This is a genomic window from Xanthomonas axonopodis (genome assembly GCF_001304695.1).
GTDB lineage: Bacteria > Pseudomonadota > Gammaproteobacteria > Xanthomonadales > Xanthomonadaceae > Xanthomonas > Xanthomonas axonopodis.
This window is the reverse complement of the sequence record NZ_JFAQ01000275.1, coordinates 1-11,663: the sequence shown is the minus strand read 5'-3', so window position 1 is coordinate 11,663 and position 11,663 is coordinate 1. Positions and strand designations below refer to the sequence as shown.

At 63.9% G+C, this 11,663-nt stretch carries 13 protein-coding genes and 2 pseudogenes; 9 read left to right on the top strand and 6 right to left on the bottom strand.

Annotation, left to right across the window (positions count from 1 at the left end; all coding sequences use genetic code 11):
- The 3 genes and pseudogenes from XAXN_RS23750 to bioA form a co-directional block, all read right to left on the bottom strand.
- Positions 1-1,047: pseudogene (locus XAXN_RS23750) on the bottom strand (peptidoglycan-binding protein); the annotation flags it as partial.
- Between the two features lie 262 nt (positions 1,048-1,309).
- Positions 1,310-2,044, bottom strand: coding sequence for a 16S rRNA (uracil(1498)-N(3))-methyltransferase (locus tag XAXN_RS19545; protein WP_054320753.1), 735 nt, complete (start codon positions 2,042-2,044; stop codon positions 1,310-1,312).
- Positions 2,035-3,453: an adenosylmethionine--8-amino-7-oxononanoate transaminase gene (gene bioA / locus XAXN_RS19540; protein ID WP_054320752.1), complete on the bottom strand. Its 1,419-nt coding sequence runs from the start codon at positions 3,451-3,453 to the stop codon at positions 2,035-2,037. Before bioA ends, XAXN_RS19545 begins: the two co-directional genes overlap by 10 nt.
- Positions 3,454-3,494: 41 nt before the next feature.
- Between bioA and nudE the strand changes: the two genes are divergently transcribed.
- The 9 genes and pseudogenes from nudE (at position 3,495) to XAXN_RS22620 (ending at position 9,942) form a co-directional block, all read left to right on the top strand.
- Positions 3,495-4,043, top strand: coding sequence for an ADP compounds hydrolase NudE (gene nudE / locus XAXN_RS19535; protein ID WP_054320751.1), 549 nt, complete (start codon positions 3,495-3,497; stop codon positions 4,041-4,043).
- Positions 4,040-4,840 carry a 3'(2'),5'-bisphosphate nucleotidase CysQ gene (gene cysQ / locus XAXN_RS19530; protein WP_054320750.1) on the top strand — a complete coding sequence of 267 codons (801 nt, stop codon included), beginning with the start codon at positions 4,040-4,042 and terminating at the stop codon, positions 4,838-4,840. The genes nudE and cysQ overlap by 4 nt, the downstream gene beginning before the upstream one ends.
- Before the next feature lie 191 nt (positions 4,841-5,031).
- Entirely contained in the window at positions 5,032-5,976 is a 945-nt protein-coding gene (mazG, locus tag XAXN_RS19525; RefSeq protein WP_054320749.1) for a nucleoside triphosphate pyrophosphohydrolase, read from the top strand.
- A complete protein-coding gene (locus XAXN_RS19520) occupies positions 5,973-6,308 on the top strand; it encodes a YnfA family protein (RefSeq protein ID WP_054320748.1) in 336 nt (111 codons plus the stop codon). Before mazG ends, XAXN_RS19520 begins: the two co-directional genes overlap by 4 nt.
- Before the next feature lie 157 nt (positions 6,309-6,465).
- Positions 6,466-7,431, top strand: a pseudogene (locus XAXN_RS19515) (SPFH domain-containing protein).
- 3 nt (positions 7,432-7,434) lie between these two features.
- Positions 7,435-7,869 (top strand): NfeD family protein, encoded by a 435-nt coding sequence (locus XAXN_RS19510; RefSeq protein ID WP_054320747.1) that lies wholly within the window; start codon positions 7,435-7,437, stop codon positions 7,867-7,869.
- Positions 7,870-8,039: 170 nt separating this feature from the next.
- Positions 8,040-9,149: a glycine cleavage system aminomethyltransferase GcvT gene (gcvT, locus tag XAXN_RS19505; RefSeq protein ID WP_054320746.1), complete on the top strand. Its 1,110-nt coding sequence runs from the start codon at positions 8,040-8,042 to the stop codon at positions 9,147-9,149.
- Between the two features lie 142 nt (positions 9,150-9,291).
- The gene (gcvH, locus tag XAXN_RS19500; RefSeq protein ID WP_003482419.1) at positions 9,292-9,687 is read left to right on the top strand and encodes a glycine cleavage system protein GcvH; all 396 of its coding nucleotides are present in this window, start codon (positions 9,292-9,294) and stop codon (positions 9,685-9,687) included.
- Between the two features lie 54 nt (positions 9,688-9,741).
- On the top strand, positions 9,742-9,942 hold the full coding sequence (locus XAXN_RS22620) for a hypothetical protein (RefSeq protein WP_054320745.1): 201 nt from the start codon (positions 9,742-9,744) through the stop codon (positions 9,940-9,942).
- A 195-nt stretch (positions 9,943-10,137) separates the two neighbouring features.
- Here the strand turns inward: XAXN_RS22620 and XAXN_RS22615 are convergent, their stop codons facing one another.
- From XAXN_RS22615 to XAXN_RS19485, 3 genes are all read right to left on the bottom strand, one after another.
- Complete coding sequence (locus XAXN_RS22615; RefSeq protein ID WP_167694840.1) at positions 10,138-10,485, bottom strand: hypothetical protein; 348 nt, start codon at positions 10,483-10,485, stop codon at positions 10,138-10,140.
- A gap of 210 nt (positions 10,486-10,695) precedes the next feature.
- On the bottom strand, positions 10,696-11,124 hold the full coding sequence (locus XAXN_RS23340; protein ID WP_054320754.1) for a hypothetical protein: 429 nt from the start codon (positions 11,122-11,124) through the stop codon (positions 10,696-10,698).
- Between the two features lie 198 nt (positions 11,125-11,322).
- Positions 11,323-11,663 (bottom strand): integrase core domain-containing protein (locus tag XAXN_RS19485; RefSeq protein WP_134984935.1); only part of this gene is annotated, 341 nt, incomplete at its 5' end.

The following is an 11,663-nucleotide window of genomic DNA, read 5'->3' as shown; positions in this document are numbered from 1 at the left end:
CGACTGTTCCTTGTCGCGCTGTGCATCGCGGCTCTTCTCGTCTTCGGCGCGTTGCGCTTGCTCCTGCTGGTGGCGCTGTTGTTGCTCGGACTGCAACTGCAGCTGCTGGTCCTGCTGCAGCTGCCATTGGCGTTGTTGTTCCAGCGCCTGTTGCTGTTGCTGTGCATGCAGGTCCGGTTGCGTGCGCTTGGGGGCGGTTGCAGCAACGGCCGCAGCCGGCGCGGCCATCGCACCGTGCGGTACATCCTGCAACGTGGGGCCGGCCTGTTGCGACGCCATCGCGCGCTGGACGATGGCACTGCCTGCCTGCTGCTGCACTGCTGCCAGGGTGCTTCGGTTGGCAATCCCGTTGACCTCGTCCATGCCGTGCATCAACTGAAACGCCTGCACCCCGCGTTGGGTGGGCTGGTCGTAGACGCCATTGATCTCCACCGGGGTCTTGACCCGCTCATTGATGCCCAGTTGGATCAGGCTGGCCTGCAGCGCCAGTACCTCGGTGCCACGGTCGCCGGGTTGCAGGGCGGTGGCTTGCGTCTGCGTAGACGCTGTCGGCTCGGTTGGCGTAACGCGCAATGGGGGGTGTTCCTGATGGTGCGCCTGCAACTGGCCACGTGCCTGATGGATGTCGTCGGTGCTGGTGATTGCCGCAACGCGCACCACACCATCGGCGTCACGGCTCAAATGCTGGATGGGACTGTCCACCGAGTATTGGCCGGTCGCATCGCGCTCCAATGCCAAAGAGCTGGTTGCTGCATCAATCCCGTTTGCCTCACGGGTCTTCTGCACCGCAAGCTGGATCGCGCTTGCAGTCTGGGCATTGGGAGCAACGCCATAGGCGGCATAGGTCGCCTCGGTGTTGGCATGATCTTGTTGCTGTGGCGTTGGCGTTTGCCGCGCGGGCATCTGTGCCATTGCCTGCGCATGCTGCTCCAATGCCGGTTGCAGGCGCTCACGCGTTGCATTGAGTTCCAACGGAATATTGCCTTCGGCAGCGACGCCGTCATGGCGCCACTGACCTTGCGTATCGCGCTGATATTGGGCGGCCTCAAGTTCCAAGTGCAGCACGCCACCAGCATGAGAGACTAATTGATAGTATTGCTAACAAACAATTTTGACGCAACATGTTTACCGACTCGGCCGTGGATCCAGATCAGCAACGCGCTCCTCACGAGAGCATCGGTGCTGATGAGTGGGCATGGTCTTGATCGAGCACGGTGAGGCGCATTCTTCTATTTCGCTGCGTCTACCTAATGTCCGCAAGCGCTCCCTGACTGGAGGGCCGCAGATTGGGAGAGGTTTTAGCGTTCATTTACAAATCCCCGAACCGCGACTGCAGCGCCGCGATCGCCGCTAGCCCCGCCGTTTCGGTACGCAGAACGCGCGGCCCCAACTGCAGGCCGCTGAAGCCCGCCTCGACAAGCAGCGCGCGATCGCGCGGCGACCAGCCGCCTTCCGGCCCGATCGCCACGACAATGTGTTGCTGGACGCTCGATGCCAACGTGCCCAGGCGATGCTCGCCCTGTGGGTCCAGCGTCAGCCGTAGCGCGTGCGCGTCGCTGGCCTGCGCCGCGTCCTGCAGGCCCTGCGGCGTGGCTACGCTGGGAACACGTGCACGCCCTGATTGCTCGCAGGCCGACACCACCACGCTGCGCCAGTGCGCCACGCGTTTTTCCGTGCGCGCTGCATCGAGCTTGACCTCGGTGCGCTCGGCGATCACCGGCACGACCGCCGCAACGCCCAATTCGGTGGCCTTCTGCAGGATCAGGTCCATCTTCTCGCCGCGCGCGATGCCTTGCATCAAGGTGATGCGCAGCTGCGATTCGTTGGAGAGCGGCTCGGCGCGTTCCACCAGCGCACGTGCATCGCGCTTGCCCGCCACGGTGATGCGTGCGTGGTAGTCGCTGCCGTCGCCGTTGAACAGGATGCAGGCATCGCCCTCGCGCAGCCGCAGTACCCGCAGCAGGTGATTGGCCGACTCTTCCGGCAACGTCACTTCCTGGTCGCAGTGCAGCGGCAGCGCGACATGTGAACGGGTCAGGCGCATGCCACCGCCTCCTTGATGGCATGGCGGGTGGTGTCGGCCAGCAACGCAAGCTGCGCCTCGTCCACGCAATAGGGCGGCATCCAGTACAGCACGTCGCCGAGTGGGCGCAGCACCACGCCTTTTTCGAGCGCCGCGCGATATGCCTTCAGGCCGACGCGTGCGGCAGGCGCAAACGGCGTGCGCTTGTTGCCGCCCTGGGTCAGCTCGAACGCCACGATCATGCCGGCCTGGCGCACATCCGCCACGGCCGGGTGTTCGCCGATCTGCGCAGCAAGCTCGCGCATGCGCGCAGCGATGGGTTGGTTACGCGCAATCACGTCGTCGTCTGCGAAGATCTTCAAGGTCGCCAGCGCCGCCGCACATGCCAGCGGGTTGCCGGTGTAGCTATGCGAATGCAGGAACGCACGCTCGCGCGAATCGTCCAAAAACGCGTCGTACAACTGCTGCGTGGCCAGCACCGCCGACAGCGGCATGAAGCCGCCGGTCAGCCCCTTCGACAGGCACAACAGGTCGGGCATCACGCCGGCCTGTTCGCAGGCGAACAGGGTGCCGGTACGGCCGAAGCCGGTGGCGATCTCGTCGGCGATCAAGAATGCGCCATGGGCATCGCACAATTCGCGCGCGCGGCGCAGATACGCCGGGTGGTACATGCGCATCCCGCCCGCGCATTGCACGCGCGGCTCCAGAATCAGCGCACAGATTTCGCCGGGCGAGCGTTCGAACATGGCCTGCAACGCATCGGCTGCCTGCAGTGCATAGTCTTCGTCGCTTTGCCCCGGCTCGGCCAGGTAGGCGTCGGGCGAGGAGGTGAACATGGCCTCCAGCAACAGCGGCGCATACACTCGCCGATACAGCGGAATATCGCCAACCGATAGCGCGCCGATGGTCTCGCCGTGGTAACCATTCTGCAGTGCAATGAACCGTGTCCGCCGGTGGTCGCTGCGATTGTGGAAGTAATGAAAGGCCATTTTCAGCGCCACCTCCACGCCCGCCGATCCGTTGTCGGCGTAGAACACCTTGGACAACGGTGCACGCCCGGCCTGGCGCGGCGCGATCGCCAGCAACTGCTCGGCCAGTTGCACGGCCGGCGTATGCGTGAAGCCGGCCAGCATCACCTGTTCCAGCTCGCCGGCCTGGCGCGCGATGGCCGCGCCGATGCGCGGTTCGGTATGACCGAACAGGTTGGTCCACCAGCTGCTCACCGCGTCCAGGTAGCGGCGGCCGTCATGGCCGACCAGCCATGCGCCTTCGCCACGCGCGATCGGCACCAGCGGCAGCGTGTGCGGGTGCTCACGCATCTGCGTGCAGGGGTGCCACACCACGGCAAGATCGCGTTGCCGCCAATGTTCGGCAGTTTGTGCGGCTGCAGGGTCTGCTAGGATTTCGGGTTCATGGACATGTCGATGCATCCGCCTATTCTATCGGCCCGCTTTGCGGCTGCGTGCGACGCATGAGCTCGCGTCTGCCGATCATCCACAAGATCACCGATCTGGGCGACGGGCCGTTCCGTCGGCAGCAGCTGGATCTGGAATTTTCCAACGGGCAGCGCCGCATCTACGAACGCCAACTCAGCCAGGGCCACGGCGCCGTGGTGGTGGTGCCGATGCTCGATGCGCAAACTGTGCTGCTGGTGCGCGAATATGCCGCCGGCGTGCATCGCTACGAACTCGGTCTGGTCAAGGGCCGCATCGACGCCGGCGAAACACCCGAGCAGGCCGCCGACCGCGAGCTCAAGGAAGAAGCCGGCTATGGCGCACGCCAGATACAGGTGCTGCGCGCGATGACGCTCGCTCCTACTTATATGAGTCACCAATCCTGGTTGGTGCTGGCACGCGACCTCTACCCCGAGCGCCTGGTTGGCGACGAGCCGGAAGAGATGGACGTGGTGCCGTGGCCGATCGCACGTCTGGACGAATTGATGCTGCGCGAAGATTTCTCCGAAGGCCGCTCGCTGGCCGCCTTGTTCATTGCGCGCGAGTGGCTGGAGCGCAATCCATGATCCGCATCCCGATGGAGCTGCGCGAAACCGTGATCGCCATCGCGCGCGATGCCGGCGCCGCAATCATGGAGGTCTACGCCCAGGACTTTTCGGTGGAGATCAAGGACGACGCCAGCCCGCTGACCCAAGCCGACCTGGCGGCCAACCGCGTCATCGTCGAAGGCTTGCGCCGTGTCACCCCGGATGTGCCGGTGCTGTCGGAAGAGTCTGTGCACGTGGCCTGGGAACAACGCCAGTACTGGACCAGTTACTGGTTGGTCGATCCGCTCGATGGCACCCGCGAATTCGTCAAGCGCAATGGCGAGTTCAGCGTCAACATCGCACTCATCCATATGGGCGCACCGGTGCTGGGAGTGGTGCAGGCGCCGGTCGACGGGCGGGTCTGGTACGCCGCGCGCGGCGAGAACGCCTTCCGCCGTGATGGCGACCGCGATGAGATGCTGCACACGCGCACCCCGGCCGCCACGCCGTTGCGGGTAGCGGCCAGCCGTTCGCATCGCAACGCGCGTACCGCCGCCGCGCTGGAGAGGATGGGCGAGATCGAGGTGGTCGCGCAAGGGTCGTCGTTGAAATTCTGCCGCATCGCCGAGGGCGATCTGGACGTGTATCCCCGCTTCGGTCCCACTTCCGAGTGGGACACCGCCGCCGGCCAGTGCGTGCTGCATGCGGCCGGTGGCGTGTTGTTGGCCGGCGCCAGCGGCAAACCGTTCCGCTACAACCGCCGCGACACCTTGCTCAACGGCGACTTCATCGCATTGGGCGACCCCAATCTGCCCTGGCGCGATTGGCTGGCCTGAACGGCATGCGCGCCGTCTTCGCGACGGCATGGCTGCGCAAGGTCACGATGCACTGAAAGGTACACTCCGGTATCCCCGCACGCGCTTGCGTGCCGCGCGTTGTTGCGGTGTGCAACGGCCGCGTACGTCGCTTGCGTCGCATGGGACATGCGCCGGCGGCGCGCTCACCTCAGAGGTTCCAGGAATACACGATGTCTCAGACCTCATCCACCGGCGATATCCAGCAGCTGTTGCACTTGATGGCGCGCCTGCGCGATCGCGAACACGGCTGTCCCTGGGATGTGCAGCAGACCTTCGCCAGCATCGCGCCGTACACCATCGAAGAAGCTTACGAGGTGGCCGATGCGATCGACCGCAACGACCTGGCTGGCCTGCGCGACGAGTTGGGCGACCTGTTGCTGCAGGTGGTCTTCCATTCGCAAATGGCGGCCGAGCAGGGGGCGTTTACGTTCGCCGACGTGGTCGCCACGCTCAGCGACAAGCTCATGCGTCGCCACCCGCATGTGTTCGCCGCGCAACCGGCGCCCGATGCGCAGGCGGTGAGCGCCAACTGGGAGCAGATCAAGCGCGACGAGCGCCGCGCCGCAGGCAATCAGGACGACTCCGCACTTGCTGGCATCGCGCGCGGGCTGCCCGAATGGCAGCGCTCCACCAAGCTGCAGTCGCGTGCGGCGCGCGTGGGTTTCGATTGGCCCGGCCCGGTGCCGGTGCTGGAAAAACTGCAGGAAGAAATTGAAGAGCTGCGTGTGGAATTCGAACGCGGCCCGGTGGCCGACAATCAGGCCCGGCTGGAAGACGAATTGGGCGATGTGTTGTTCGTCTGCGCCAATCTGGCGCGTCATGCCAAGGTGGATGTCGGGGCCGCGTTGCGGCACGCCAACCTGAAATTCGAACGTCGCTTTCGTGCGATGGAGGCGCAGGCGCGTACTGCCGGCACGTCGTTGAACGCGTTTTCGCTGGGTGAGCAGGAAGCGTTGTGGCAACAGGTCAAGCGGAAGGAGTGCAGCGGCGGTATGCCGGCAGTTGACAGCCCTGCCAGCAGTCACCCGTCCGTTGGCAGTCAGGCCTCCCGCAGCGCACCGGGATATCAAACCGGCCCTGATGGTGCCGACTCCGACACACCCCGCCCCGCATGACGATCGCGCCGACCACGCTACTGCTGTTCGCCGCGACGGCGCTCGCCGAGTTGGTCGGTTGCTACCTTCCTTATCTCTGGCTGCGCAAAGGTGGCAGCGTGTGGTTGCTGCTGCCCACTGCGCTGAGCCTTGCCGTGTTCGTCTGGCTGTTGAGCTTGCATCCGGAAGCGAGCGGTCGCGTATACGCGGCCTATGGCGGCGTCTACATCGCCAGCGCGCTGCTGTGGCTGTGGTGGGTGGACGGCGTGACGCCAACGCGCTGGGATCTGCTGGGCGCCGCCTGTTGCCTGCTCGGCATGGCGATCATCATGTTCTCGCCGCGTAGCGCCTGACTGCGTTTGCATGAACACGCGCGCGTTGCCTGCCTCGCGACAGCCGCCGGGTGCAGCGGCTGCGTCCGGCCCGCTCTGCACGTGGCCGGCATCAGCCGCCGGGAGCGCTGGGGCATAATCGCGCAAGGATAGATCCACGACCTGCAAGGGGCTGCACATGTTTCCGACTTCATTTCTCGCCATCGCCGTGTTGGTTGCCGGCGTCGTTGTCCTGTTCAAAACCGTGCGCATGGTGCCGCAGGGCTACCCAGTGGATGGTGGAGCGCTTCGGCCGCTACACCCACACCACATGAGCCCGGGGCTGCACTTCCTGGTGCCGGTGGTCTACGGCGTGGGGCGCAAGATCAACATGATGGAGCAGGTGCTTGATGTCCCCAGCCAGGACGTCATCACCAAGGACAACGCGGTGGTGCGTGTGGACGGAGTGGTGTTCTTCCAGGTGCTGGATGCGGCCAAGGCTGCGTATGAAGTGTCCAATCTGGAAATCGCCTCGATCGCGCTGGTGCAAACCAATATCCGCACCGTGATCGGTTCGATGGATCTGGACGAGTCGCTCAGCCAGCGCGAAACCATCAATGCGCAGTTGCTCAGCGTGGTCGACCAGGCCACCAACCCGTGGGGCATCAAGGTCACGCGCATCGAGATCCGCGACATCCAGCCACCGCGCGACCTGATCGATTCGATGGCGCGGCAGATGAAGGCCGAGCGCGAAAAGCGTGCCCAGATCCTCGAAGCCGAAGGCTCGCGTCAATCGGAAATCTTGCGCGCCGATGGCGAGAAGCAGGCCGCCGTGCTCGAGGCCGAAGGCCGCAAGGAAGCCGCCTTCCGCGATGCCGAAGCGCGCGAACGCCTGGCCGAGGCCGAGGCACGCGCAACGCAGATGGTGTCCGACGCCATCGCCAACGGCAGCGTACAGGCGATCAACTATTTCGTCGCGCAGAAATATGTGGAAGCGTTCAAGGCGCTGGCCACCGCACCCAACCAGAAATTCGTGCTGATGCCGATAGAATCCAGCGGCATCATCGGTTCGATCGCCGGTATCGCCGAGCTGGCCAGGGAGGCGTCTGGCAAGCCCGACGCGCCCGTGCGCGTACCGCCGATGCCGCCGCGCGCGGGAGCCTGAGCCATGCGCTGGGACGTGGCGGTCTGGGCAGTGCTGGCGCTGCTGCTGATCGCGGCAGAGACGCTGGTGCCGGGTGCCTTCCTGCTGTGGATGGGAATCGCTGCCGCAGCGGTGTGCTTATTGGTGCTGGTGTTGCCGGACGTCGCGTTGCTGTGGCAGATCGTGGCGTTTGTGCTGCTCGGTTTCGTCGCGGTGCAGGTGTATCGCACCTGGTTTCGCGGCAAGGGCCGCCAGAGCGATCGCTCGCTGCTCAATCGGCGCGCCGAACAATTGATCGGCCGTCGCGTGCTGCTCGATCAGGCCATCCACGACGGCCGTGGCCGCGCCAAGGTCGATGATGCGTTCTGGGTGGTGGCCGGCCCGGATCTGCTGGCCGGCACGCCGGTGCGCATCGTCGGTGTCGATGGCATGACCTTGCTGGTGCAGCCGGCCGGATGATGTAAGCGGGCAGGGCATGCACTGCGCTGCCAGCTCAGCATTGTTGCAGCGCGGTGTGGCGTCGCGCTGCGTTAGCGCCCGCAGGCAGCGCGACCACAGCGGTGTGCACGCCGTTCCCCCTAGCGTGACAGGACGGCGATAATGGCCGTCTTTCCTTTGGAACGGCGCACATGACCCAGAAGACCATCCTCAACGACACCCATCGTGCGCTTGGCGCCAAGATGGTCGACTTCGGCGGCTGGGACATGCCGATCCACTACGGTTCGCAACTAGACGAGCACCACCAGGTACGCCGCGACGCCGGCATGTTCGACGTCAGCCACATGACGGTGGTCGACCTGCAGGGCGCGCGCGTGCGCGAGTTCCTGCGCTACCTGCTCGCCAACTCGGTGGACAAGCTCAAGGTCTCCGGCAAGGCGCTGTACACCTGCATGCTCAATCCGCAGGGTGGGGTGATCGACGACCTCATCGTCTATTTCATGACAGAAGACTTCTTCCGTCTGGTGGTCAATGCCGCCACCCGCGAAAAGGACCTGCAGTGGATCGGTGAGCAGGCCGCACGCTTCGACGTGCACGTGGAAGAACGCAGCGACTTCGCCATGATTGCCGTCCAAGGTCCCAACGCGCGCGCCAAGGTCATCGACCTGCTCGACCCGGCCGATACCGCAGCAGCGAGCAAGCTCGGCCGTTTCGCCGCGCTGCAGACGCGTTCGCGCGATGGCATTGAGTTGTTCCTTGCGCGCACCGGCTATACCGGCGAAGACGGTTTTGAAATCGTGTTGCCGCAGGAGGCCGCCGTCGCATTCTGGAATGTGTTGCTCGCGCAGGGCGTCAAACCCGCAGGCCTGGGCGCACGCGACACCCTGCGCCTGGAAGCAGGAATGAATCTTTACGGGCAGGACATGGACGATGGCGTCACCCCTTACGAGGCAGGGCTGGCCTGGACGATCGCTCTGGACGAAGGGCGCGACTTCATCGGTCGCAGCGTGCTCGAATCGCAAAAGGCGCAGGGCGCACCGCGTCAGCTGATCGGTGTGGTGATGGACGAGAAGGGCGTGCTGCGGCATGGCCAGACCGTGCTCACCGCCAGTGGCGAAGGCGAGATCCTGTCCGGCACGTTCTCGCCCACGCTGGGCAAGGCGATCGCTTTCGCGCGCGTGCCGGCCGGCAGCATCGAGCAGCTACGGGTGGACATCCGCGGCAAGCAGGTGCCGCTGCGCGCAGTGAAGTTTCCGTTCGTGCGCGATGGCCAGGCACAGCCCGGCGTGCTCGGCGATTGATCGTGTAGCGCCGCTTAGTCCGCGCGCGGCGCTGCGCCCGGGTCCGTATCACCATCGCCACACCGCCGTGCGTGCACCTGTCTTGTCGCGCGGTCTAAACTAACCACCTGTCCCCAACCATCATCTTTCCCGGAGCACACCCATGAGCGAGATCCCTGGCGACCTCAAGTTCCTCAAATCCCACGAGTGGGCCCGCGTCGAAAGCAACGGTCGCGTGACCGTCGGCATTTCCGACCACGCGCAGGGCTTGCTGGGTGACCTGGTTTACGTCGAACTGCCGGGCGTTGGCGATACCGTGCAGGTCGGCAACGGCGCTGCGGTGGTGGAATCGGTCAAGGCCGCCTCCGACGTCTACAGCCCAGTCAGCGGCACCGTTGTCGAGGTCAACAGCGCGTTGAGCGACAAGCCGGAAACCATCAACGAAGACGCCTATGGCGAGGGCTGGATCTTCGTCGTCGAGATCGACGACAAGGAGCAGCTCAACGACCTGCTGGACCCGGACGACTATGCCGAGCTGCTCGAAGACGACGATCACTGATCAGGTGTCGTTGCCGCCGGTATCCGATGGCCGCTCCTAGAGCGGCCATTTTTTTTGAGCACCCCTGCGTCGGTGATGCGTGTCTCGGTGCAGCGATGCGGCGCGAGCCGGCGCGCGATCGGCGAGAGGGAAGCGTCGGTCGGCCGACCGACGACCGCGCTGCGCCGCTGGCATGTCGATGCGGTGCATCGGCAGCAACCATCCAACGCGCATCCACTGCTCGCCCACCTGCGCTGCGCCGGATTTCTGACGTGAGTCGTTCGTGAGGGTTTGGCGTGCGCCTGGTGAAAAAATTCCCTGCCATGTCGCCTCGCTCGATCATCTGCCAGTGCACGCGATGGATGCCGCAGTCGGTGCGCGCAGGTGCGTGCATGTCGCTCTGAGCGCTCGATAAGTTTGCGCATTTCCGCTCATGCGACGTCGGAAGTGCAGCCGTCGGATAAAAAATTTTCAGCTGGCGGACAGGCGGCAAGCAATGCCGTTGCACAGGCTTAGCTGCCATGCCGTCCAAGCACCCAGGCAGGCACTCAAGCGCACGACATAAAAAAAACAGCGGAAAAGAAGTGCTTTTTTGAAAACGCTGTTGGGCGAACGCGCTTCTCGGTTGGGTAGGTACGTCCGCGCGCGGGGCGATTCGCTGGCGTGGACATGGCGCGCGGTGATGGTAGGTAAAAAAAAAATTGCAAAAGAGTGTTGACAGTAAAAAAAAGCGTGATTAGGTTTCGCCCAGCAGACATTGTTGCGGAAGAGAGTGAGCAGAATCGACATCGCGCCGACAAGCTTGTTCCGGATGTCCACCGAAGCGCTAACCACGGTGGAGTCGGGTCCGCTTCTCTCCAAGAAAGCAGTTGTCGTTCCGACTACGCACCCGTGTCGCCGTTCGATGCGGGTGTTTCTGTATCCGTTCCGTCGCGCATCATCTGCGGACGGTTTCCGACGACGGCATGCCGTCGCGGGGTTTGGTTCAACTGGGCGTTTCACCTCCATAGTTCACTGACGAGGAGCCAATTACATGGCCACTGCAAAAGCTGCGAAAAAGAAATCCACTGCCAAAAAGGCAGTGAAGAAGACTGCCGCCAAGAAGGCAGCGAAGAAGACTGCTGCCAAGAAGGCCGTCAAGAAGACTGCAAAGAAGGCAACCGCCAAGAAGGCAGTAAAGAAGACCGCGAAGAAGGCAGCCAAGAAGACTGCCGCCAAGAAGGCAGTGAAGAAGACTGCAAAGAAGGCGACCAAGAAGGCCGCCGCCAAGAAGACTGCCAAGAAAGCCGTCAAGAAGATCGCCAAAAAGGCAGTAGCGAAGAAGGCGACCAAGAAGTCCGCCACCAAGAAGTCCGCTGCCAAGAAGCCCGCCGTAAAGAAGGTCGCCAAGAAGAAGCCGGCCGTTCGTAAGAAGAAGGCCGCTCCGGTCGCGCTGCCCGCAACCCCGGCACCGCTGATCTGATCTTGTAACACCCGATCGCCGTAAACATCGAGCTCTCTCCCCGACGCCCAGCGGGGAGGGAGCTTTTTTATTTGTCTGATGCTGGCATGGTTGGTGCGAGGCTGCGTGTTTCCCGTCCGCCAACGGCGTAGTTGTTGCCGACTCAGCAACGTCGCTCATTGCAAGTTGTAATGACCTACCGGTTTCTGCTCAGGTCATGCGGTTAATGTAGCGGCATAGGCCGCGTCCGGGGTCATCCTCTTCAGCGCCTGGTGAGGGCGCTGTTGGTTGTAGAAGGCGATCCAGTCAGCAATCACTCGCAGCGCGTGGGTTTGGCTCTCAGAGCGATGCCGGTGCACGCACTGTTCCTTCAAGGTCCGGATCACACGCTCCACCATCCCGTTCTGCTGTGGGCAATGCGGGGTGATGAACGCCTGCGTCAGCCCATAGCTGCGCACCAGACGGGTGTAGTCGCCGCTGGTGAAGACCAGGCCATTGTCCGAGCGCAGCAGGAACGGCTCCTTGACCTTGCCCAGCGTGCCGAAGCGGGTGATGG